This is a genomic window from Mucilaginibacter frigoritolerans (genome assembly GCF_007830615.1).
Classification (GTDB): domain Bacteria; phylum Bacteroidota; class Bacteroidia; order Sphingobacteriales; family Sphingobacteriaceae; genus Mucilaginibacter; species Mucilaginibacter frigoritolerans.
The window spans coordinates 86,737-108,512 of sequence record NZ_VLLI01000011.1 but is presented as its reverse complement, the minus strand read 5'-3'; the positions used below and the strand labels follow the sequence as shown (position 1 = coordinate 108,512).

At 38.9% G+C, this 21,776-nt stretch carries 23 protein-coding genes; 14 read left to right on the top strand and 9 right to left on the bottom strand.

Translation table 11 applies throughout. The annotated features are described in order from the left end of the window. Nucleotides 1-2 precede the first annotated feature (2 nt). Nucleotides 3-404 (bottom strand): hypothetical protein, encoded by a 402-nt coding sequence (locus JN11_RS17850; protein ID WP_144914739.1) that lies wholly within the window; start codon nucleotides 402-404, stop codon nucleotides 3-5. A 208-nt stretch (nucleotides 405-612) separates the two neighbouring features. On the opposite strand from JN11_RS17850, the gene JN11_RS17845 reads away from it, so the two are divergent. Next, nucleotides 613-987 (top strand): hypothetical protein, encoded by a 375-nt coding sequence (locus JN11_RS17845; protein ID WP_144914738.1) that lies wholly within the window; start codon nucleotides 613-615, stop codon nucleotides 985-987. Nucleotides 988-995: 8 nt separating this feature from the next. Here JN11_RS17845 and JN11_RS17840 read toward each other — a convergent pair whose 3' ends face one another. Next, entirely contained in the window at nucleotides 996-2,141 is a 1,146-nt protein-coding gene (locus JN11_RS17840) for a putative sensor domain DACNV-containing protein (RefSeq protein ID WP_144914736.1), read from the bottom strand. Between the two features lie 269 nt (nucleotides 2,142-2,410). Here JN11_RS17840 and JN11_RS17835 point away from each other — a divergent pair, with 269 nt between their 5' ends. Beyond that, nucleotides 2,411-4,828 (top strand): glycoside hydrolase family 3 C-terminal domain-containing protein, encoded by a 2,418-nt coding sequence (locus tag JN11_RS17835; protein ID WP_144914735.1) that lies wholly within the window; start codon nucleotides 2,411-2,413, stop codon nucleotides 4,826-4,828. Nucleotides 4,829-4,990: 162 nt separating this feature from the next. Here JN11_RS17835 and JN11_RS17830 read toward each other — a convergent pair whose 3' ends face one another. Together JN11_RS17830 and JN11_RS17825 are read right to left on the bottom strand one after the other, a co-directional pair. Then, nucleotides 4,991-5,488, bottom strand: coding sequence for a hypothetical protein (locus JN11_RS17830; protein ID WP_144914733.1), 498 nt, complete (start codon nucleotides 5,486-5,488; stop codon nucleotides 4,991-4,993). A gap of 60 nt (nucleotides 5,489-5,548) precedes the next feature. Further along, a complete protein-coding gene (locus JN11_RS17825) occupies nucleotides 5,549-6,724 on the bottom strand; it encodes a THUMP domain-containing class I SAM-dependent RNA methyltransferase (protein ID WP_144914732.1) in 1,176 nt (391 codons plus the stop codon). Between the two features lie 80 nt (nucleotides 6,725-6,804). Between JN11_RS17825 and JN11_RS17820 the strand changes: the two genes are divergently transcribed. Continuing rightward, complete coding sequence (locus tag JN11_RS17820) at nucleotides 6,805-7,167, top strand: DUF3127 domain-containing protein (RefSeq protein WP_144914730.1); 363 nt, start codon at nucleotides 6,805-6,807, stop codon at nucleotides 7,165-7,167. A 148-nt stretch (nucleotides 7,168-7,315) separates the two neighbouring features. Here JN11_RS17820 and JN11_RS17815 read toward each other — a convergent pair whose 3' ends face one another. Beyond that, a complete protein-coding gene (locus JN11_RS17815) occupies nucleotides 7,316-8,116 on the bottom strand; it encodes a T9SS type A sorting domain-containing protein (RefSeq protein WP_170227788.1) in 801 nt (266 codons plus the stop codon). A 133-nt stretch (nucleotides 8,117-8,249) separates the two neighbouring features. Between JN11_RS17815 and JN11_RS17810 the strand changes: the two genes are divergently transcribed. Both JN11_RS17810 and JN11_RS17805 read left to right on the top strand, forming a co-directional pair. Beyond that, nucleotides 8,250-10,070 carry a sensor histidine kinase gene (locus tag JN11_RS17810; protein WP_144914727.1) on the top strand — a complete coding sequence of 607 codons (1,821 nt, stop codon included), beginning with the start codon at nucleotides 8,250-8,252 and terminating at the stop codon, nucleotides 10,068-10,070. Between the two features lie 87 nt (nucleotides 10,071-10,157). Then, entirely contained in the window at nucleotides 10,158-10,850 is a 693-nt protein-coding gene (locus tag JN11_RS17805) for a response regulator transcription factor (protein ID WP_144914725.1), read from the top strand. Here JN11_RS17805 and JN11_RS17800 read toward each other — a convergent pair. After that, nucleotides 10,847-11,197, bottom strand: coding sequence for a bleomycin resistance protein (locus JN11_RS17800; RefSeq protein ID WP_144914723.1), 351 nt, complete (start codon nucleotides 11,195-11,197; stop codon nucleotides 10,847-10,849). The genes JN11_RS17805 and JN11_RS17800 overlap by 4 nt on opposite strands. A 206-nt stretch (nucleotides 11,198-11,403) precedes the next feature. Between JN11_RS17800 and JN11_RS17795 the strand changes: the two genes are divergently transcribed. Beyond that, nucleotides 11,404-12,945: a M28 family metallopeptidase gene (locus JN11_RS17795; RefSeq protein WP_144914722.1), complete on the top strand. Its 1,542-nt coding sequence runs from the start codon at nucleotides 11,404-11,406 to the stop codon at nucleotides 12,943-12,945. A 53-nt stretch (nucleotides 12,946-12,998) separates the two neighbouring features. Here JN11_RS17795 and JN11_RS17790 read toward each other — a convergent pair whose 3' ends face one another. Then, nucleotides 12,999-14,399: an MBL fold metallo-hydrolase RNA specificity domain-containing protein gene (locus JN11_RS17790; RefSeq protein ID WP_144914720.1), complete on the bottom strand. Its 1,401-nt coding sequence runs from the start codon at nucleotides 14,397-14,399 to the stop codon at nucleotides 12,999-13,001. A gap of 238 nt (nucleotides 14,400-14,637) precedes the next feature. Between JN11_RS17790 and JN11_RS17785 the strand changes: the two genes are divergently transcribed. The 4 genes from JN11_RS17785 to JN11_RS17770 all read left to right on the top strand — a co-directional run bounded on the left by JN11_RS17785 (nucleotide 14,638) and on the right by JN11_RS17770 (nucleotide 17,748). Continuing rightward, a complete protein-coding gene (locus JN11_RS17785) occupies nucleotides 14,638-15,009 on the top strand; it encodes a BlaI/MecI/CopY family transcriptional regulator (protein ID WP_144914718.1) in 372 nt (123 codons plus the stop codon). 3 nt (nucleotides 15,010-15,012) lie between these two features. Beyond that, nucleotides 15,013-16,647 carry a M56 family metallopeptidase gene (locus tag JN11_RS17780; protein ID WP_144914717.1) on the top strand — a complete coding sequence of 545 codons (1,635 nt, stop codon included), beginning with the start codon at nucleotides 15,013-15,015 and terminating at the stop codon, nucleotides 16,645-16,647. 116 nt (nucleotides 16,648-16,763) lie between these two features. Continuing rightward, a complete protein-coding gene (locus tag JN11_RS17775) occupies nucleotides 16,764-17,168 on the top strand; it encodes a hypothetical protein (protein WP_144914715.1) in 405 nt (134 codons plus the stop codon). Nucleotides 17,169-17,337: 169 nt separating this feature from the next. After that, the gene (locus JN11_RS17770; RefSeq protein ID WP_144914713.1) at nucleotides 17,338-17,748 is read left to right on the top strand and encodes an SPW repeat domain-containing protein; all 411 of its coding nucleotides are present in this window, start codon (nucleotides 17,338-17,340) and stop codon (nucleotides 17,746-17,748) included. 149 nt (nucleotides 17,749-17,897) lie between these two features. On the opposite strand, the gene JN11_RS17765 is transcribed toward JN11_RS17770, so the two are convergent. Together JN11_RS17765 and JN11_RS17760 are read right to left on the bottom strand one after the other, a co-directional pair. Further along, a complete protein-coding gene (locus tag JN11_RS17765; protein ID WP_144914712.1) occupies nucleotides 17,898-18,440 on the bottom strand; it encodes a YybH family protein in 543 nt (180 codons plus the stop codon). 88 nt (nucleotides 18,441-18,528) lie between these two features. Further along, nucleotides 18,529-19,014, bottom strand: a complete 486-nt coding sequence (locus tag JN11_RS17760) for an FKBP-type peptidyl-prolyl cis-trans isomerase (RefSeq protein ID WP_144914710.1) — start codon at nucleotides 19,012-19,014, stop codon at nucleotides 18,529-18,531. Nucleotides 19,015-19,138: 124 nt separating this feature from the next. On the opposite strand from JN11_RS17760, the gene JN11_RS17755 reads away from it, so the two are divergent. The 4 genes from JN11_RS17755 (at nucleotide 19,139) to JN11_RS17740 (ending at nucleotide 21,776) form a co-directional block, all read left to right on the top strand. Beyond that, the gene (locus JN11_RS17755) at nucleotides 19,139-19,474 is read left to right on the top strand and encodes a tRNA-binding protein (protein WP_144914709.1); all 336 of its coding nucleotides are present in this window, start codon (nucleotides 19,139-19,141) and stop codon (nucleotides 19,472-19,474) included. Then, on the top strand, nucleotides 19,474-19,944 hold the full coding sequence (locus JN11_RS17750) for a nucleoside deaminase (RefSeq protein WP_144914707.1): 471 nt from the start codon (nucleotides 19,474-19,476) through the stop codon (nucleotides 19,942-19,944). The genes JN11_RS17755 and JN11_RS17750 overlap by 1 nt, the downstream gene beginning before the upstream one ends. 121 nt (nucleotides 19,945-20,065) lie before the next feature. After that, nucleotides 20,066-20,674 (top strand): superoxide dismutase, encoded by a 609-nt coding sequence (locus JN11_RS17745; protein WP_144914706.1) that lies wholly within the window; start codon nucleotides 20,066-20,068, stop codon nucleotides 20,672-20,674. A gap of 103 nt (nucleotides 20,675-20,777) precedes the next feature. After that, nucleotides 20,778-21,776: a zinc-binding dehydrogenase gene (locus JN11_RS17740; protein ID WP_144914704.1), complete on the top strand. Its 999-nt coding sequence runs from the start codon at nucleotides 20,778-20,780 to the stop codon at nucleotides 21,774-21,776.

The window sequence follows — 21,776 nt, the reverse complement described above, 5'->3', positions numbered from 1 at the left end:
TCTTAAGACACTTTATCTTCTTTTACCACTTTGGCTGTTGCCGGTTTCGCTTTAGGCGCTGCTGTGGCTGCTTTAGTTGCTGGTTTACTAGTTTTGGCTTCGGCCGCTTTAGGTGTAACAGGTGCTGCTTTTGCCTTTTCTTTAGGAGCAGACGTTTCTGCTTTTACTACAGGTGCCGTTTCTTTTGCTTCCTCTTTATTTTCAGACTTTGGCTCTTTTATGCCTTTTGTGATCTGCTTTGCCAGTTTTTTAGACCCTTTTTCTATTTCTTTAGCCAGCTTTTCGGCATCTTGTCCAAATTGACCGGTTAGTTTTTTTAATTCAGTGATCAAACGTTGTTGAATAGCCTTTCTTGCGGTTTTCCTGGCTGATTTAACCGGTGATTTCTGTTTACTCTTACTCATAAATATGTTGTATTTACCCAAAGGTATATGATTTTATTGTGAATTTAACATTATCATTATGTTAACATTTCAAATTGTATTAACATTAGTTTCAATAACTTAGCAATTAAGGAAGTGTTTTGTTTATTTAAAAATAAATACCAGTTGTTAACAAACGTTGTTGTTAATTAATATTAATTTTAAACAACATTTATCAAACCTTAAACTAATGGAACCAACTAATCCTTTTGCAAATGAGAGTAATGGAAAACTGGCAGGTATAATCAGCTACTTTACTATTGTTGGCTGGCTGATTGCTTATTTTGCATTTTATGTAAATAACAGAACCAGTTTAGCCAGTTATCAGCTTAGGCAAACATTACTGTTTCACCTTGTTTCAATGGTATTAAGGTTTGTTGTTGCTGCAATATTGGGTCTTGTCTGGCTGTCAACAGGTATGTTTTCTTTATATTCTTTAATGAACATTTTATACCTGGCACTGTTTATTATGTGGATAATTGGTTTAATTGGAGCCATTAATGGTGATAAAAGGCCAATACCATTTATAGGCGATGCTGCGCAAACAATCTTTTCAGGAATTTAAGCTTATAATTAAAGCAGCAGTGCATCTACCGAATGTGCATGAACTATATTTTCGCATGGCGACCAGGAAAAAATAGTAAACCGTCCATCCTGTGATGATACTAGTGCTATGGCATCACGCTGATCATAAACAAACTGAGCCGCAGAAAGATGCCTGGTGCCACCATTTTGCGATGGATGGATAATGGTAGCAATGTTGCCTTGCACCGGCTCTGTGATCATCATTTCTTCAACAGGAGAACCATTGGAGGATAAGCCTATTTTGGCACCGAAAGCCAATAGCTCCAGTTGATCATTAATAATAGTTGCACCGTCAACAGCGGTAAGACCAGCTACCGCATCAACTGTGCGATTTACTTCGTCCTGCCATAAAATCATGCTGCGTTCGTTCACCACCTGGCTCATTAGTTTTTTTAATTCGCTATAAGCAGGAGTAACCGGATAAGTAACCGGGTTAATAATGGAACTGCGCCAGGCATCACTCTCTGAAGGGACAACCAGCAAACTGCCCCCATGTCCGTGAGTTCGCATAGATGCGGCTAATTGTACCAGTACATTTACAGAGTCGTTCCAGCCAGTTGGCGAATTATAATCAAGCAATGAGGTAAGCATGGCCGGGCAATCAGGAAGACTTTTGCTTTGTTCATCAATGATCTTTATTTCATCGCCTTTTAATACGGCCACATTAATAAACTTCCCAAAACCTTTTATACGGCGGTGTTTAATTACAAGCAATCCTGGTTCTATCACTTCTAAAACAAAACAACAATCGGGTATGGACCGTGTTGTGCCCCAAACATATAATTCGCCATTCTGATCCCAAACCCCCAGGTGGATACCCGAACGCTCAACTGCTGGAGCCAGTTTAGTAAGTATATAAGGGGTGAGCAGGATGCTTTCTTCAAAAATAAGGGGCTGGCCTGCTAATATAGGCGGAAGATAGGCCAGCGATATTTTTGGCGATCGGCCCTCTTCTTGCCTCAGGCTGGCCCAAAAGGCAATATCTATTACAGCTTCTATTACCTTTAAAGGGGGTTCAGGAGCGAGTTCTTCATTCTCGCCTTGCTGTAAAGCCGTAGCTAAAAGCTTTGAAAAATGCTTTTCAATTGCCGGTGCTGCTGCGTTTGCTCCCTGGTATGTTGATCTGAATGTCATGCCTGCTTTAAGAATAAATAATGTGCTAAAATACCATTATTGTTTTTTGCCGCCCTCAAATATTGTAAGTATTACAAAAGGATTAATAAAGGGCTATTCCAAACTTAATTTACTGCTATAAAAACTTATTTACATTGGCATTTGTAGTGTATTTATCTATTTCTCTTGGTATTGTAAAAAATAATATATAGCATTGTGTATTGATGACACAATAATGAATGTTGCATCATTAAGCCAATTTACCAATAAACCAGTTAAATTATAAATCAATGAAGATTAGTTACAGAATTGCGGCAGTTGCTGCATTAATTGTGCTGGCATGTTCATTTCTGATCACTGTCAATGCACAAGGTAAAAAGCCGGTCCCTAAACTGGGCAAAAGCACCTTGAAACAGGTTATCAATGCCATGACGGTTGAAGAAAAAGCAAGACTTGTGGTAGGGATGGGCTTCATAATGCCTGGTGTGCCGCCACCCGTAAAAGGTCAAAAACCTCAGCCTATAGATATTGGGGGTTTTAAACTCCCTCCGTCAGATCCTGAAGCTTATGATGTACCCGAAAAAGTACCGGGAGCAGCAGGCAGAACACATGCCATTCCGCGTTTAGGTATTCCATCCATTACTGTTTCTGATGGTCCTGCCGGGCTAAGGATTGAGCCTAAACGCCCTAATGATCCTAAAACTTATTATGCTACCGCTTTCCCTGTTGCTACTTTGCTGGCATCATCATGGGATACTGCTTTAGTGCGTAAAGTAGGAGTGGCCTTCGGGAACGAAATACGCGAATATGGTGTTGATATAATATTAGGACCGGCTTTAAATATCCACCGCAACCCTCTTGGTGGCCGTAACTTTGAATATTACTCAGAAGATCCGCTGGTAGCAGGCAGCATGACCGCCGCTATTGTAAAAGGTATTCAATCAAACGGTGTAGGTACATCAATTAAACACTTTGCAGCCAATAACCAGGAAACTAATCGTAACAGTATAAATACCATAGTAAGTGAAAGAGCAATGCGGGAAATTTATCTGAAAGGATTCTCCATCGCTGTAAAAACTGCACAACCGTGGACAGTAATGTCATCATACAATAAAATAAATGGTACTTATACTTCTGAGCGCCGTGACCTGCAAACCACCATTTTAAAAAATGAATGGGGCTTTAAAGGTTTGGTAATGACCGACTGGTTTGGTGGTCATGATGCAGTTGCGCAAATGAATGCCGGTAATGATTTGCTGATGCCAGGTAACCCTGATCAGTCTGCAGCAATTGTAGCTGCGGTTAAAGATGGCAGTTTAAGCATAGCGCAGCTGGATGCCAATGTTGAAAGGATATTACAGATCATCTTAAAATCACCAACCTTTAAAGGATATAAATATTCAGACAAGCCAGATCTGGTCGACCATGCAAAAGTATCACGTACGGCCGCTGCTCAGGGTATGATATTGCTTAAAAATGATAGCGAAGCACTTCCGTTAGCCAGCGGAAGGCGTGTTGCAGTTTTTGGTAATACTTCTTACAATATTATAGCCGGTGGAACCGGTAGCGGTGATGTGCATAAAGCTTATACCATATCATTATTGCAGGGTTTAACTAATGCTGGTTATAAAGTACAGGAACAGCTGGCTAAAAACTATACTGATTATATTGCTGATGCTAAAGCTAAGCAACCAAAAAATATCAGTTTTTTTATTGCCCCCCCGCCAATTCCGGAAATGAATGTAGGTGACATTGTTGCCAAAGAGGCCGACGGTGCCGATGCAGCAATCATTACCATAGGCAGAAATGCAGGTGAAGGTGTTGACCGTAAAGTAGAGAACGATTATAGCCTTACTGAGGCTGAAAAGGGATTAATCAGTGGTGTTTCACGGGCTTTTCATGCTAAAGGCAAAAAAGTGGTTGTGGTGTTAAACATAGGCGGTGTTATTGAAGTTGCCAGCTGGAGAGATAATGTGGATGGTATTTTATTAGCATGGCAACCAGGTTTGGAAGCAGGTAATGCCATTGCCGATGTATTGAGCGGCAAGGTTGATCCATCAGGTCATCTGGCTACTACTTTTGCAATGAGCTATGGTGATGAACCAACAAGCAAAACCTTCCCGGGCAAAGAATTCCCAATGCCTGATGGTCAGAAACCAAACATGTTGATGGGCCGTCCGTCTGAAGTTACTTATGAGGAAGGTATTTATGTGGGTTACCGCTATTTCAATACATTTAAAGTAAAACCAGCATATGAATTTGGTTACGGTTTATCGTATACAACATTTAAACTGAGTGATATTAAAGCAAGTTCTGCTGATTTTAAAGGCAGTATTACCGTTAAGGTTACCGTTAAAAATACCGGTAAAGTAGCCGGTAAACAAGTGGTACAACTTTATTTAAGCGCACCGGCACAAAATATTGATAAACCGGAAAGTGAGCTGAAAGCATTTGCTAAAACAGGATTACTAGCACCGGGCCAATCACAATTTTTAGTGTTTACTCTGCGTGCTGCTGATTTGGCTTCTTTCTATACCGATAAATCAGAATGGATTGCTGATGCAGGCGAATACAAAATTAAAGTAGGTACTTCATCAACAGATATTGCTAAAACGGTTTCCTTTAAACTGGCAAGCCCTATTGTTACCGAAAAGGTACACGCGGCTTTGACACCACAGGTTACCATTAATGAGCTAAAGAACAAATAAGCTTAAAGAAACTAAACTATAAACTAAGCGAAGCCCCGTTAACCTTGTGTTGCGGGGCTTTTTTGTGGGGTTGCCATCTGTCAACTTATTTTAGGCAGAGACAGGTGTTCGAGATGTTCAGCGTTCAAAAATGGACACTGTTATTTTTTAACTGTGTAAATATTATTGCGGCAAATCGTAGTTAATCACTATGGTTGGCAACAGGGTTGTAAGATCCAGCACGGCCTGATTTGTAAATAAAATAGGCTTACGATTGATAATATAGTTATAAACCTCTTTTTGCAATTCGCGGTTGGCAGTAGCCGGGGGATTAAAATTAAAAGTGAAAGTTATCAGATAGTCGTTTACTTTTACATCATCCGGAAGTACCCATTTACGGTTAGATTTTTTCAGTATATCAATAACCGGCTGTACCAAAACGGCATCATCAGCATAATAAAGTACCATTTTAGTAACGTTACCCAACTGATCTGAAGTGAATTTAAAAACTACAGTGCCAGTAGCTTTTTCTTTCATAATCTGAGGAGAAACAACCAAACTATCCTTTAAAAACTCCATCATATGCTCCTTACCGCCTCTAAATGGGAAAGGTGATTTTTTTTGGGCCATGCCATAAAAAGACAGCAGCATAAGCGCAATAAACAGTGTGTTCTTTTTCATTTGTAATCAATAATCAAATCAGGTATTACCCTTTATGCAAACCAAATGGATGCATCATCATTATTCAACATCTCTGGGCTCCCTTTTGGTCCCTTCGTACAATTCATACTCCAATAAACGGCAATCCAGCTTTCCATTATAAAACTCTACCTTTCGGGCAGCCTTTAAACCAATCTTTTTTGCCAAATCGGGGTTTCCTGTAAAGATATAGCCCCGGTATCCCAGGCATTCTTTTTTCATAAAATCACCTATCCGTTTGTAGGTTGCTTCCAGCTTGGTATGTACGCCTAAACGCTCGCCATACTCCGGGTTAAACATTACTATACCCGGTTCGGCAGGTACAGGTGTATCCGCAAAATCACAAACGCTAAACTCAATCAAATGTTCTACCCCTGCAGTTTTAGCATTTTTTTGGGCGATGTCAACAGCATCATCCGAAATATCGGTTGCTATAATTTTAAAACCGGTATCTTTTTTGGATTTATCTTTGAGTTTTCTTCTTTCAGTAAAAAACACGGTCTCGTCATACCCCATAATATGCATAAATCCATAATTCATCCTGAATAGGCCTGGATGTTTATCGGTAGCTAACAATGCGGCTTCAATAGCCAATGTTCCGGAGCCGCACATGGGGTTAATAAAAGTGCTTTTTCTATCCCAGTGTGTCGCCATTATGGTAGATGTGGCTAATGCCTCCAGCATGGGTGCCTTACCGGGAATTTTCCGGTAGCTGTGCTTGGCTAATGTTTCGCCCGAGGTATCTAAAAAAATATCGGCACTATCGTCCTGCCAGTAAAGGTGAACCAGTGTTTTATTTACTTCAGCACCTGAGTTTGGGCGAATGCCTTTTATAGATTTAATCCGGTCGGCAATGGCATCCTTAACCTTTACATTGGCAAAAAGCGGCGTGCGGATATGCTCGTTATTCACATTTGATGATACAGAGAAATATCCGGTAAAGTCAATCAACTTTTCCCATTCAATGGTAACCAGGTTATCGTACAGCTCTTGCGGATCTGCCGCTTTAAAACTTTTTATTAAATATAATACCTGGCTTGCGCAACGTAAATTCAGGTTTAGGCTGATAGTATCCGTTACGGTGCCCAATAATTCAACCCCGGTTTGAAAAACGCGTGTAGGCTTAAAACCCAACTCTTCAACTTCCTGTTGCAGGTATGATGATAACCTTTTGTTGCAGGTTATGATGATTTTACTTTCTGTGTGGAAAACTTGCATGATATTTTGCGAATTTATGAATTAAATACGCCCTATTTTACTTCTTATCTATTAACTTTACATTTTTAATTTTTGAAACTATGGAAATTAAGGGTAAGGTACATGAAGTAGCGCCGACTGTACAGGTTACTGAGTCGCTTAAAAAGAGAGAACTGATACTTGAATATATTGAAAATCCGCAATATCCGGAATATTTGAAGTTTGAAGCTATACAAGATCGTTGCAATTTATTGGACAACGTAAAAGTTGGTGATGATATTGAAGTATTCTTCAACTTAAAAGGCCGTCCGTGGACAGATAAGACAGGCAAAAAGAGTTATTTCAATTCAATGCAGTTATGGAAAGTAAATGTTTTGGCAGGAGCCGGAGCCAGTGCAACACCTGAATATGCGCCACCAGCAGACATCAGCTCAACACCTGATGAGGATGATTTGCCTTTCTAAAACAGTTTGCAGCCTGTAGTAAGCAGTTTGCAGTAGGAAAAAGACATAAAAAAGCCCTTTATCAATTTGCTTGATAAAGGGCTTTTTATTTAACTGCTAGGAGCGAACTGCAAACCGTCAACGGCCAACGGTTCACTGCCAACTGAACTTATTCTTCTTTTACAATTTTCTTTATAGCGATATTATTACCTTGTTTTACCTGCAGGAAATAAATACCATTGAGACCTAAAGGAAAAGTTTTGCTAAAGCTTCCGCTGGTGGTTTTTTCTTCAAACAGCAATTTACCTTCGCTGTCTGTTAGTTTAACTGTGGCAACTGTTTTTGCCGGTAAATCAAATATCAGCAGGGTTTTGCCGGTTGAAAACTCAGGGACAACGTTCAGGTCGGTTATCTCAAACTTACCGCCTTCTACATGAGGCATTTTTTTCAGGTCCTCGTTTGAAATTTCAGACACGCGGAATCTTACCCTGGTGCTTATTCCTTCGTTATCAGTGCTTACGTAATCAAAATTTTGAGTGTTTTTACGCTCGGCGCGCATTTTCATTGCAAAGTCTCTGGCCCTAAATCCATTATCGCCGTCATCACGAAGCTTAAGTGAATAGGTATAGTCCATCTTTTTTAAATTATCAGGCTTACCATTTATCATATTGCCTGTGCTATCCAGATCCGAGCGGCGCTTAAACGTATAAGTGCGTTGGGTATTGAAATCTTTATTGCCAAGTATCACTGTGGTATGGCTCATGCGATTAATGTCTTTTAAAGCCACGGCTCTATCACTCGCCGAAAGATCTTTTATGTTTTTGCCATTAACTGTAGTATCGCCATTAACAATATTTATATCAACATCTTTGCGGTTTTGTGCCAGCAACATAGGGGGCAGGCCAAGTACTATAATTAAACTCAGCGAAAAAATAAATTCAAAGCCTGGTTTTAAAACGATTTTTTTCATGGTTGTGGGGTTATTTAACATCAAAGTTAACAAACAACTATTTGTCCTGTTGTTAAATATCCATTATTATTTGTTAAAAAGTGTTAAAAGCCTGATATGTCCGGTAATTTGAAATATTTTTGTTGTTTACAGGATGAAGAAAAGAAACATCACGCTTATTATCAGTTTAATGGGTTTTGCACTATTAGGTGTGGTGGGCATGCAATTGTATTTTTTAAGGCAGTCTTATCAAATGCAATCTGAACTTTTTGACCGTTCTGTTAACGAGGCTTTAAATAATGTTGTAGCCAAAGTTACCAAACGCGATGCCCAAAACTTTTTAAATACAAAAGCCCGTAATTTTGCAGCACAAAATCCACCCAATGGCAAGATTATTCAAAGTACAGATAATGGCAACATTATAAGTAATAATATTCCGCAAGCTAATCCTAACAGAAAACAAACCCGAAGGGAAAAGAAAATTGCTTTGCTGCGCGACAGCCTGAGGCGCATGATCATGCATAAAAAAATGGATGATGAAATTGCCGGCTTAATGCAAGGCGGAACCATTAACCTGCAACTGCGCTATGAAGAGTATACTGATGAATTTGGTGATGTTCATGGCCGGGTAACGCCGGTGCTGGTAAGGAACCCGGCACCTGCTTTAAAGAAAAATCAAAAACTACGTAAGTTTGATACCATTAGGTATACCTATAGTGACCCTCAATTTGGTAAACAGGTAATTTCTATTACCCGTGTTAATGCACAGTGGGAGCGCGAACAGGAACGCAAACAAAAAGAAAGGCAGTTAAAAGAAGTTCAAAAGTTGCTTGAAAATGATTCGCTGCAATATACCAGCCATAGCAAATCAACTGTGATCCAAAATCTGGCTGAAGAATACGGCAGATATGGCGAACCATTAAAAATGCGCCTAAATCCTTTTTGGATTGATACTTTATTAAGATTTGAGCTGCACAATAAAGGTATTAACTTGCCTTTCAGCTATGAAGTATCAACCGCCAACAGCGATTCGCTTATATTTTCAAAGGCAAATGATGTTACCGGGGAAAAACCCACTTTTAACAATGGTACTCCTTATTACCAAACGCCTATATTCAGTACAGATGTAATTAATGATCCGGGATTGATAAGACTTGCTTTTCCGCAAAAAAATACCCTTATCTTAACCAAAATGACTGCCACCATGGCTACTACCGGTGGTTTGCTGCTTGTGCTTGTTATTTGCTTCGGGTACACCATTTTTACTATTATTAGGCAAAAAAAGTTATCTGAAATGAAAACCGATTTCATTAACAACATGACCCATGAGTTTAAAACTCCGGTATCAACCATCATGATTGCCAGCGAAGCTTTAAAGGATAATGAAATTGCACAAGACAAGGCCCGCGTTTCAAGGCTGGCGAATATCATCTATGAAGAAAATGAACGCCTGGGCAGTCATATAGAAAGGGTATTAAACATAGCCCGTATTGAAAAAAACGATTTCAAACTGGATAGAAAACCCATTGATGTTAATGAAATGATTGCGGTGGTGGTAGATAGCATAGAGCTGAAATTGCAAAAACACAATGCAATCATACATTTGCAACTTGATGCTGAAAGTGCCATTATTAAGGCTGATGAATTACATTTTTCAAATGTGATGTACAACTTAATTGATAATGCCATTAAATACAGTATAAATGACCCTGATATCACCATAAGCACATCAAATAAAAATGGGCAGATAGTAATAAGGGTTGCAGATAAAGGCGTGGGGATGAGTCGCGATCAGCAAACAAAAATATTTGAACAGTTTTACCGTATACCAACCGGCAATTTACACGACGTTAAAGGATTTGGATTAGGGTTAAGCTATGTTAATACCGTGGTTAAACGGCTTAATGGTATGATCAGTGTAAAATCTGAAAAGGAAAAAGGATCTGAATTTGAATTAAAGTTCCAGGTAGTGTAGTTGGGTCAGAAGCGGAAAGCCCGGAGTTAATAGTGTCAATTTCTGACTAAATAAAAAACAATCTTCCGGATTTTCGGACTAAAACATATGAAAAAAATACTACTGGTTGAAGACGATCCGAATTTAGGCTTACTGCTACAGGATTACCTGCAGCTAAAAGGCAAATTTGATGTTGTTTTGTGTAAAGATGGCGAGGAAGGCTTGCGCACCTTTACCAAACAAAGCTATGATTTGCTGATTCTGGATGTTATGATGCCTAAAAAAGATGGCTTTACACTTGGTAAAGAAATCAGGAAAATCAACAGCCACGTACCTATTATTTTTGCTACTGCCAAAGGAATGATTGAGGACAAGACGCAGGCATTTAATTTGGGCGGTGATGATTACATTACCAAGCCGTTTCGTATCGAAGAGCTGTTGCTGCGCATAAATGCACTGCTTAAAAGAGCAAACAACTCTGAGAAGGTGGAAGAAGAGAAGCAAACTATCTTTAAAATAGGGCGATATACTTTTGATTACACCGCCCAGCTAATTACTACCGACGAAAACCAGCAGAAGCTTTCAACCAAAGAGGCAGAACTACTCCGCCTGCTTTGTTTGCGTAAAAATGAGGTTCTAACCCGCGAAGAAGCTTTGTTAAACATCTGGCACGATGATAATTACTTCAACGGCCGCAGTATGGACGTATTTTTAAGTAAAATACGCAAGTATTTAAAAGATGATCCCTCGGTGGAGATCATCAATGTACATGGCAGGGGCTATAAACTACTTATTGACTAGCTGGCAAGTTCTTCGGCAAAGTGAATCAGGTTGCCGTTATTATCCAGTATGCTGAATTGTTTTATTTTCCAGGGCATTTCCTGCAATTTACCGTTGGGATGTACAATGCCCAGCGGCTCATATTCAGCGTATAGTTTATCAATATCGGTAACGTTGAAATAGCAGGAAGTATGTTTAGCTATCTCCGGGTCTTTGCATGGCCATAAATGCAGTATTATTTTATCGCGTCCCAAAATAAGATAACCCTCCCAGGTAGAATAAAAAGTAAATCCTAATTTTTCGTTATAAAATCTAATAGTTTCATCTTCATTAAGCGAAGCCAGAATAGGTACTGCAGATTTAATCATTTTTTATAATATAAAATTCTTCAAGGTAATTGACAATGTATTATTGATAGTTGAAGCCTTTAAATCAATGCTTTCTACCGGGCATAAAGCCATTGGTCAAATATAATTTAAATAGTTGAACCAGTGTAACAACATTTTTAAGTTGCCTTTTAAGTATTCCCATTTTTAATAAATAAGTTTGATGTTAACTGATCAAATTATTATTCATGAAAAAAAACTTACTTTATTTAGGCTTGCTGCTGGCCGCCACTACCGGCACCGCATTAGCACAGGAACCGGTTGATACCGCAATGGTTCATAAAATACGGAATGAAGGTTTAAATCATTCCAAAGTGATGGAAACCGCCTTTTACCTTACGGATGCGTCTGGTCCGCGCATATCAGGTTCACCTGAGTTAAAACATGCACAGGAATGGGCTGTAAACCAGTTAAAATCATGGGGACTGGTAAACGCCCAGCGTGAATCGTGGGGTAAATTTGGCAAAGGCTGGAATGTGCAAAAAAACTACGCCGCCATTACTGTTCCTTATTATCATGCCATAATTGCTATCCCCAAAGCATGGACTCCCGGAACCAATGGCCCCGTACAAGGTGATGTAGTGATAATAAAGGCTGATACCATTACCGATCTGGATAAATACAAAGGCACACTGAAAGGTAAAATTGTAATGTTAGATGCTAAACCAGGCGTTGAAAGAACATACAAGGCTGATGCAGTGCGTTATACTGATGACCAGCTTGACGAAATGGCAAAAGCAAAGCCTACAACTACTGAAGCACGCAGAGCCGTGGGGCCTAACTCACCCTTTATGAGAGCGCGTGTACTGCGTGCCGCCATTAATACCTTTTTGCAAAATGAAGGTGTTGCTTTAATATTAAGCCAGGCCAGAGGAAGCGATGGTACCGTATTTACCACAAATGGGGCATCATATGCCGATACTGCAAAGGCTGTTTCGCCTGAACTGGAAACCAGCGGCGAAGACTTTCAACGCATTTTACGCCTGGTAAAAGCCGGCATTAAAGTGCAGATGGAAGCTGATATAAAAACACAGTTTTATACTGATGACCTGCAGGGCTATGACGTAGTGGCTGAAATACCGGGAACTGATAAAAAGTTAAAGGACCAGTTAGTAATTATTGGTGGTCACCTTGATTCATGGCATGGTGCAACCGGCGCTACTGATAATGCTGCCGGAAGTGCTGTAATGATGGAAGCTATGCGCATTTTAAAAGCTGTTAATTTTAAACCACGCCGTACCATACGTATTGCTTTGTGGAGCTCAGAAGAACAAGGTTTATTTGGCTCACGCGGCTATGTATTGAACCATTTTGGCGACCCTAAAACCATGGTGCTTAAACCTGAACAAGCAAAGGTTTCTGCTTATTATAATTTAGATAACGGAAGCGGTAAGATCCGTGGTATTTATTTACAGGGTGATTCGGCTGCTGCACCAATTTTTAAAGCCTGGCTTGCGCCATTCAAGGACCTTGATGCTACAACTGTTACTATCAGGAACACTGGTAGTACCGATCACGTTTCGTTTGATGCAGTTGGCATTCCGGGCTTCCAGTTTATTCAGGATGCGCTTGATTACGGTACACGTACCCACCATAGCAACCAGGATACCTATGATAAACTAAGTGAAGATGATTTGAAGCAAGCTGCAACTATTGTTGCATCCTTTGTTTACCACACCTCACAACGCGATGAAATGATTCCGCGTAAAGACTTACCTAAAGCACAATAAGCTGAGTAAAATATAGGGAACAGGATGTCTCAAAATGGACATCCTGTTTTTTATTATAGTTCTATTTTTTGATGCTGGTAGGGTATTTCCACATCGGCAAAACCATTGGCTAACAACTTTTCTTTAAAATGCTGCTGCACTTCGTATTCACCATGAACCAAAAATATTTTTTTCACTTTATGCGGATCCTGACCGGATATAAAATGAAGCAGATCATTATAATCACCATGCGCGCTCATTGATTTAATGGATTGCACCTCGGCTTTTACTTCATATTGTTCGCCAAAAATATGAACCTCCTTTTCACCTCTCAAAAGCCTTCCGCCTAATGAATTAGGTTCACAATAGCCCACCATTAAAATAGTGCAGTTTTTATTGCCGATGTTATTTTTAATATGATGCTTTACTCTTCCTGCTTCGGCCATACCGGATGATGAAATGATTACGCATGGAGCCGGATCATCGTTTAATGCTTTTGATTCATCTGTCGACTGGATAAATTTTAGCCCTTTAAATCCAAACGGATTAGAATCAATTTTTAAAACATCACATACTGCTTTATTATAAACCTCCGGATGATCCATTAATACATGGGTAGCTTTTTCAGATAAAGGACTATCCACATAATAATGCAGATCAGGCAGTATGCCTTTAAGCTCGAGTGAATTTAAGGCGTATAATATTTCCTGGGTTCGGCCAACACTAAATGCCGGGATAATTACTTTTCCTTTTTCATCGATACAGGTATGCTTAATCACTTCCAATAATTTCCCTTCAACTGATCCGATTTCTTTATGCAGGGAATCGCCATAGGTTGATTCCAGTAAAATGTAATCTGCCTGCGGAAATTGCTGCGGACTCTTTAAAAGTAAATCTCCATAACGGCCAACATCACCACTAAAAGTGATATGTGTTTGTTTCCCATTTTCCAATATATTAAGATGAACAGCTGCGCTACCCACCAAGTGGCCTGCATCAGTAAAATGAAACTTTACTTCGGTGGTAATGGTGTATTCCTGATTATAATCAACCATCTTAAATAAATCAAAAGAGTTTGTTGCCTCTTCCTCTGTGTACAATGGTGTTAAAAGCGGTAAATTATTTTTACGGCGATGTTTATTGCTATATTCAACATCCTGCTCCTGTATCCGCGCCGAATCCATTAAAAGAATTTTCACCAGATCGAATGTTGGAGGGGTACAAAATATCTGCCCTTTAAAACCTTCGGCAACCAAACGGGGTATTAAACCGCAATGATCAATATGCGCGTGCGAGAGTATAAGGTAATCAACCGTTACCGGGTTAAACCCAAAATGCTCATTTAAATCTTCAGTATGCTCACCCATACCCTGAAACATGCCGCAATCCAATAAAATCCGAACGCCATTATTTAGCTGTACCAGATGTTTGCTGCCGGTTACATTACGGGCAGCACCATGAAAAGTTATCGTCATTGAATGGTTTTATAAAGTTGGAAAGCTACAAAATGAATAATAAATAAACAATTTAAGAAAAACTAAGCACTTAGTTGCATATTTGATTTATAAATTATAACTTAGTTTCAGATAAATTAAATGAGTAGGTGTCTGTGCTGATTTATTTTGATTTCGCTTCCAATTGCGGAAATTATCAGGTCAGAACTAAAGGAATTTGACCCTATTCAATCTGATCAGACCTAAATGAAATTGTTGTATGGAAATTAAAGAATTAACGCGGGCCGAAGAACAAATAATGCAGGTACTATGGCAACTGCAAAAAGGCTATGTAAAAGATGTGATTGATGTGTTACCGGAGCCTAAACCCGCCTATAATACGGTATCAACCATTATAAGGATATTAGAGACCAAAGGGTTTGTTGGGCATACAGCATACGGAAAAAGCCATGAATATCATCCGGTTATCAGCAAAGAACAATATCAGAACTTTGCCACAGATAAGCTAATGAACGGTTATTTTGATAATTCAGTGAAACGCATGTTCTCTTATTTCGTAAAAAAAGAAAAAATTGACCTTAAAGAGGCCGATGAGATAATGCAACTGATTGAAAAACTTAAAGAAAAATAGAGCATGAGCTGGTGGCAATATTTAATGCTGGTAAATATTTACCTGGTGGTATTCTACGGGTTTTATATTATCCTGTTAAGTCGCGAAACTTTTTTTCAGCTTAACCGGGTTTACCTTGTTACTGCATTAATATTGTCTTTTTTAATACCAATGATCCAGGCAAATTGGGTAAAAAGCCTGTTTATAACCCAAAAAGTTAAATATACCATATACACCAATCCGGTAATGTTTTACCAGTTTAAGCCGATAAGGGATACACAAATTACCCTTGGGCAAATATTTGTTGCTATCTATATTATTGGAATCGCGTTTTTGCTTATCCGTTTTATATCGCAGCTGGTAGCCTTAAACAAAATAATCGATCAGCCACAGGCAAACGTCGCTTATTCTTTTTTTAAAAAAATCCGTTTAGGTAATAATCTCGAAAACAACCAGGTTGTTGCTGCACATGAGCGTGTTCATGCTAATCAATGGCACTCTGTTGATATATTGCTTGCGGAAGCCGTTATGATTATGAACTGGTTTAATCCGGTAGTTTATTTTTACAGGCTTGCCGTAAAACATATTCATGAATTTATAGCCGATAAGCAAGCCATTAAAGCCGGTACTACTAAAGAAACCTATGCGCTTCTGTTATTGAGTCAAACGTTTAACACCGAGGCTCACCGCTTGGTTAATCCCTTTTTTAATCAGAGTTTATTAAAAAAGAGGATTAAAATGCTGCAGAAAAACAATTCAAAATATGTTGCATTGGTTAAATATGGCTTGTCTGCTCCTCTATTTGTGTTAATGTTGATTTTATCATCAGCAACGGTAAATAATAGTAAGCCGGTACGATTATTCAACAAAAAAGCAGAGCAGGTATTTTTAATCAAGGCAACTACCGATAGCAGCCAGAATGAAGAAGATATGCCTGCTTTAGTTGCGCCAGCAATTAAAAACACAGGAGAAGAACCTCTAATAGCTTCACAAGCAAAAGGCAGGATTCCTTCTTTTTCCACAGATACAGTTCCGGCAAGAGATAATAAAGTTTTTACCGCAATTGAACAGGTACCACAGTTTCCTGGCGGGGTTAATGCCTTTTACGAGTTTTTGGCAAACAACATACAATACCCGGCCGAAAGTCGTAAACTAGCTTCACAAGGACGAGTAATTATTAGCTTTGTAGTTGAAAAAGATGGCTCATTAACCAATATACATACCGTGAGGGGTGTTGATAGTAGTATTAATGCAGAAGCAGTAAGAGTAATAAAACTATCTCCAAAATGGAGTCCGGGTGTTCAAAATGGACATTTGGCAAGGGTAGCATATTCCGTACCTATAGCCTTTACACTAGACGATACAAGATCAAAACAAACTGAAGAAAGTAAGCTGTGGAATGCTGATGCAAACGAAAAAACAGATACTAGCCGGAAATCTGCAGAAGTAAGGGTAAAAGAAATTCCTTCAAATGCTATTTATATTGTTGATGGAAAAGAAACCGACAATATATCCCGGATAAATGCAAATGATATTCAAAGTATAACGATTTTAAAAGATAAAGAAGCAATAGCACAGTATGGTAAAAAGGCTGTTGGAGGTGTAGTTGTGCTAATTACCAAAAAATCTAATTCACCTGCATCGTCAAAACAATTCTAATAGTAGTCTTAAAATTATCCTGTTATTTCTTCCATATTCTTTCTCTTGATGCTTCCTTGCTTCATGAAGTTTTATTTTTTACCAATTAGTTTTACATTTATATAAAATCCTGATACATGAACTGGAAAATAATTGTTCAATTATCCCTCTTTGGGTTGATAATGGCTTTTGGCACCATAGCACTTATCCCGCAAAATATTGAACCTGCTTTTTGGCTCATAATTTTTGGCTTTTGTGCGCTGGTAATAGCGAAGGTATGTGCGGGAAAATATTTTTTACACGGCTTTTTAGTAAGCATGGTTAACTGTATCTGGATAACCGCTGTACATATATATTTTTATCAAACTTATATAAATCACCATGCGGCAATGGCCAATATGGGACAGAACATGCCATCGTTTCTCTCCATTCATCCAAGACTAACAATGCTGATTATAGGGCCGGTTTTTGGGGTATTATCTGGCATTATACTGGGCTTATTCGCTTTAGTTGCTTCAAAAATTGTAAAAAAACCTCAGTAAGCCTTCGGTTAAAAACACAACTATTTAATCGACGTAAAAAAATTAAACAGTTTTCCTGAATAATTACGTAAAAGAGTTTACAGATAAATCAAATTTTATACCTTTGAAAAAAAATGCATTCGTGGATGTATTTTTAGTAAAAAAGAAAAATAACTAATTCGCAAAAAAAATGAAACCATTCATTTCAACAGGCTTTTACGGAGTTTTAAATTATATCATCGCCCTTACGCTGATAGCTACACCATGGTTATTTGACTTAACAGGTGTTTCAAGCGCAGCTATATTCATCCCTATTTACATAGGTTGGTTACAGTTGATTATGGCAATTTTTGCTGATAACGCGGCAAGCCCGATCAAAAAATTCCCGATGGAAATGCATTTAACTTTAGATGTTGTTATGGGATTTTTCCTGGCAGTATCTCCATGGTTATACACTTTTTCATCAAAAGCTTTCTGGCCAGAATTACTAATTGGTGGTTTGTTATTCTTTTTGGGCATATTCACCAAAAAGTCACCTTTTACAACCAAACGCCATCCTTCACTTTCTGAAGGCGGATTAACTTCTATCGATTCAATCTAATCCAATCCTCTTTTAGAGATTTCGGATATAGCATAAATAAAAATGCCCTGAATGAGATAATCATCCAGGGCATTTTTTATTTATCTTCTTTGTGTTCTTTCGGGTGAATAAAGGCTTCGTCAGCTTAGCAGAAACAGAAGATTCTAAATTTAAAATCCTCTTTTCGGCATCCATACCTGGCTCTTAATAAGCCATTTACCGTTTATAAACCGCAGTACAAATGTGAATGCGCCTTTCGAATTAAAGTGTTGTTTGTCAGGTAATTGGCCATTATAACTAACAGGTACTACCACATAAACATTATCAGCACTCTGCTGATAAACATTAATTGCTTCGATTGATCCTTTAAGTTTCGTTAATTTATTATCCTTACATACCTGTTCAACAGCATTTACCCATTGCACCCCGGCTGTAGGTCCATTCCACGAATAGGGCGGTTCATCATCGGCTACCAGGGCATTGGGGGTATACAAGTTTGCGACTTTGTCAATGTCAAAATTATTGAGCGAATACACAGCTTCCTTGATTACTTCCATTACTTCAGCCGGAGGCGTGGTATCAGCTTTAAAAGCTAACTGCTCTTTTTTTAAATTATCAATACTTACTGATTTATGACTACCGATAGCATAAACATGACCGCTGATGCTATTAGTCAGCAATAAAAAAAACAAAATAAAGGCATTCTTCCTCATAACTGTTGACCAGTAAAATAGTTGCGGGGCTTTCTTCACACTAAGTTAATACAAATCAAGTTAATGCGCTGATTTTTAACCCAATAAATTATTTGCCGGTACTGCTTGTTGTAAAACTTGTAAGTGTGATGGTAAACACAAGTACAGAATTGGCTGGTATGCTTGCACTTGGCGACGTAGTTCCATATCCTAACGCAGAAGGAATTAATAAAAGAATAGTGCCACCGGTATTAATATATGGTAATCCATATTGCCAGCCTAATATTAAACCGGATAAAGGTGCGGTAAGAGCCGGTGAAGAGTCAAAAACAGTTCCATTTAACAGTTTTCCAGTATAACTTACTGTTACAGTAGAACTTACGGTTGGATTAGCTCCTGTGCCGGCAGTTATTATAGAATAATAAACTCCTGACGCATCTTCGGTAGCGGTAATATTATTGGCCTTAATATAAGACTGTATCAGAGAATTATCTATTGCAGCCTGCTGGGCTGCACTGACAGCGGTAGAATCGCTTTTTGTACAGGAAGAAATTGCAATAATGATTAAACTTAATAGTAAAAAATACTTTTTCATATTTGTCGTTTTCGATTATAACTTTATTTGTCGTTAAAAATTGTGCTGCAATTTAATTGATTGGTTTGGTAAAATAACTATTATACCCAGATGTTGAATTCATTTAGGTTTTTAACTTTGCAACATGGAAACCATTAACTGGCATGAGTTTGAAAAAGTTGAACTGCGTGCAGGGACAATTCTTGAAGTTGCAGATTTTCCGCAGGCCCGTAAACCCGCATACAAAGTTAAGGTTGACTTTGGCCCTTTGGGAATTAAGTGGACAAGCGCTCAAATAACCAAGCATTATACCAAAGAACAATTGCCGGGGAGGCAGGTTATGGGAGTTATCAATTTTCCCGAAAAACAGATTGCAAACTTTATGTCGCAGTTTTTGCTTACAGGCTTTGCAGATGAGAATGGCGATATTATTTTAGCATCAATTGAAAAAACAGTGCCAAATGGCAGCAAACTTATATAATGCGATACATTAACTTTGGCGATGAGCCCGCAATTTCGCCTGATGATTTTTTTATGAATGAGGCTATCAGGGAGGCTAAACTTGCCCTTGCCGAAGATGAAATACCTATCGGGGCCATTGTTGTTTGTAAGGGTAAAATTATAGGCCGGGGTCATAACCTTACCGAGCGATTAAATGATGTATCCGCACATGCAGAAATGCAGGCGCTAACTGCTGCAGCCAATTTTATGGGCGGCAAATACCTGCAGGATTGTACACTTTACGTAACCATGGAACCCTGTGTAATGTGCGCCGGTGCATCATACTGGTTTCAGTTAAGCCGTATTGTTTTTGGTGCTTATGATACTAAATTGGGTTTTGGACGCATTAATCAAAAAATAACACATCCTAAAACTGTAATAACCGGTGGTATACTAGAAAATGAATGCGCTGAACTGGTAAGAGGTTTTTTTAAAAGCAAAAGAAAATAATTACGGTCATACATTATCATACATCTGCAACTAAACAAAAACTTGACATTTATTAGAACAAATATCGCCTTCAACACTTTATATTTGTTATAAACTATCATACAACTTTAAACTTAGCATTATGGCTTTTACACTACCTGCGTTACCCTACGCAACTGACGCACTAGAACCGCACATTGATAAATTGACCATGGAAATTCACCATGGTAAACACCACCAGGCTTATGTTACCAACTTGAATAAAGCATTGGAAGGTAAACCTGAGGCTGACAGCAATATTGAAGATATCGTTAAAAATATCTCGAAATTCCCAACTGCTGTTCGTAACAATGGTGGCGGTCATTATAACCACAGCTTGTTCTGGACGCTGCTTTCACCAAGCGGTGGTGGCGAGCCTACAGGCGAACTGGCTGCAGCTATCAACAGCACCTTCGGATCATTTGCTGATTTCAAAACCAAGGTTAACGAGGCTGGCGCTACCCGTTTCGGTTCGGGCTGGGCATGGTTAATTGTTACTCCAGACAAAAAATTGGCCGTTACTTCAACCCCTAACCAGGATAGTCCTTTAATGGATATTGCTGAAGTAAAAGGAACTCCAATTTTCGCTATCGATGTTTGGGAGCATGCCTACTATCTGAAATATCAAAACCGTCGTCCGGATTACTTGGCAGCAATCTGGAATGTGATTAACTGGAACCACGTTGCTGAATTGTACGCGAAAGCAAAGTAATTTAGTTTCCAAAAAATAAAAACGGCAAGATTTAAAAATTTTGCCGTTTTTTTATTTACCCACTATTACGCACGAAGCAATAATCGATCAATACATTTCTCTTATGAAAGCCATAGTTCTTGAAGCAGCAGATAAGCCACTTATCCTGAAAGAAGTAGAAAATCCTATATTAAATGCAGGTGAGGTTTTAGTAAAAATAAAAGCTGCTGCCTTAAATCGCCGCGATTACTGGATAACGGTTGGTAAATATGCTGGGATCAAGTATCCAACCATATTAGGCTCTGATGGTTCGGGCATTGTTGCCGAAGTAGGAGGCGATGCTGACAAACATTGGCTCAATAAAGAAGTTATTATTAACCCAAGTATGGATTGGGGAAGCAACCCTGCTTACCGGTCAGATCAGGCCAGTATCCTTGGTTTACCTCAGGATGGCACTTTTGCCGAATATGTTAAAGTGAAGGCCGAATATCTGTATCATAAACCAGCTCATTTAAATTGGGAACATGCCGCAGCGATTCCACTTGGCGGATTAACGGCTTATAGAGCATTATTTACAAAAGGCAAAGCCCTAAAAGGCGAAAAAGTATTGATAGTGGGTGTGGGCTCTGGAACAGGCACCATTGCCCTGCAACTGGCTTTAGCCGCAGGCTGCCAGGTATTTGTTACCTCAGGCACCGGCGAAAAGCTTCATCGGGCAAAACAATTAGGCGCATCAGCCGGGGTAAATTACAAATCGCAGGATTGGGCAGAGCAATTGCATCACCTGGCCGGTGGATTTGATGTAATTATTGATAGTGCCCTTGGTGAAGGCTTTGCCAAACTATTGGATCTTTGCAATCCTGGAGCACGCATTGTAACCTTTGGAGCTACGGCAGGTAATATTCCCGAACTACCCGGTCGAAAAATATTCTGGAAACAATTACAAATCCTGGGCACAACCATGGGCACTCAGGAAGAATTTAAAGCACTGCTTGATTTTGTAAGCGAACATAAAATTGTACCTGTTATAGATGAAGTATTCCCTCTTGCTAATGCAGATACAGCCGTAAAAAAGATGGAAGTATCATCACAATTTGGCAAAATTATTTTAACTGTTTCCTAA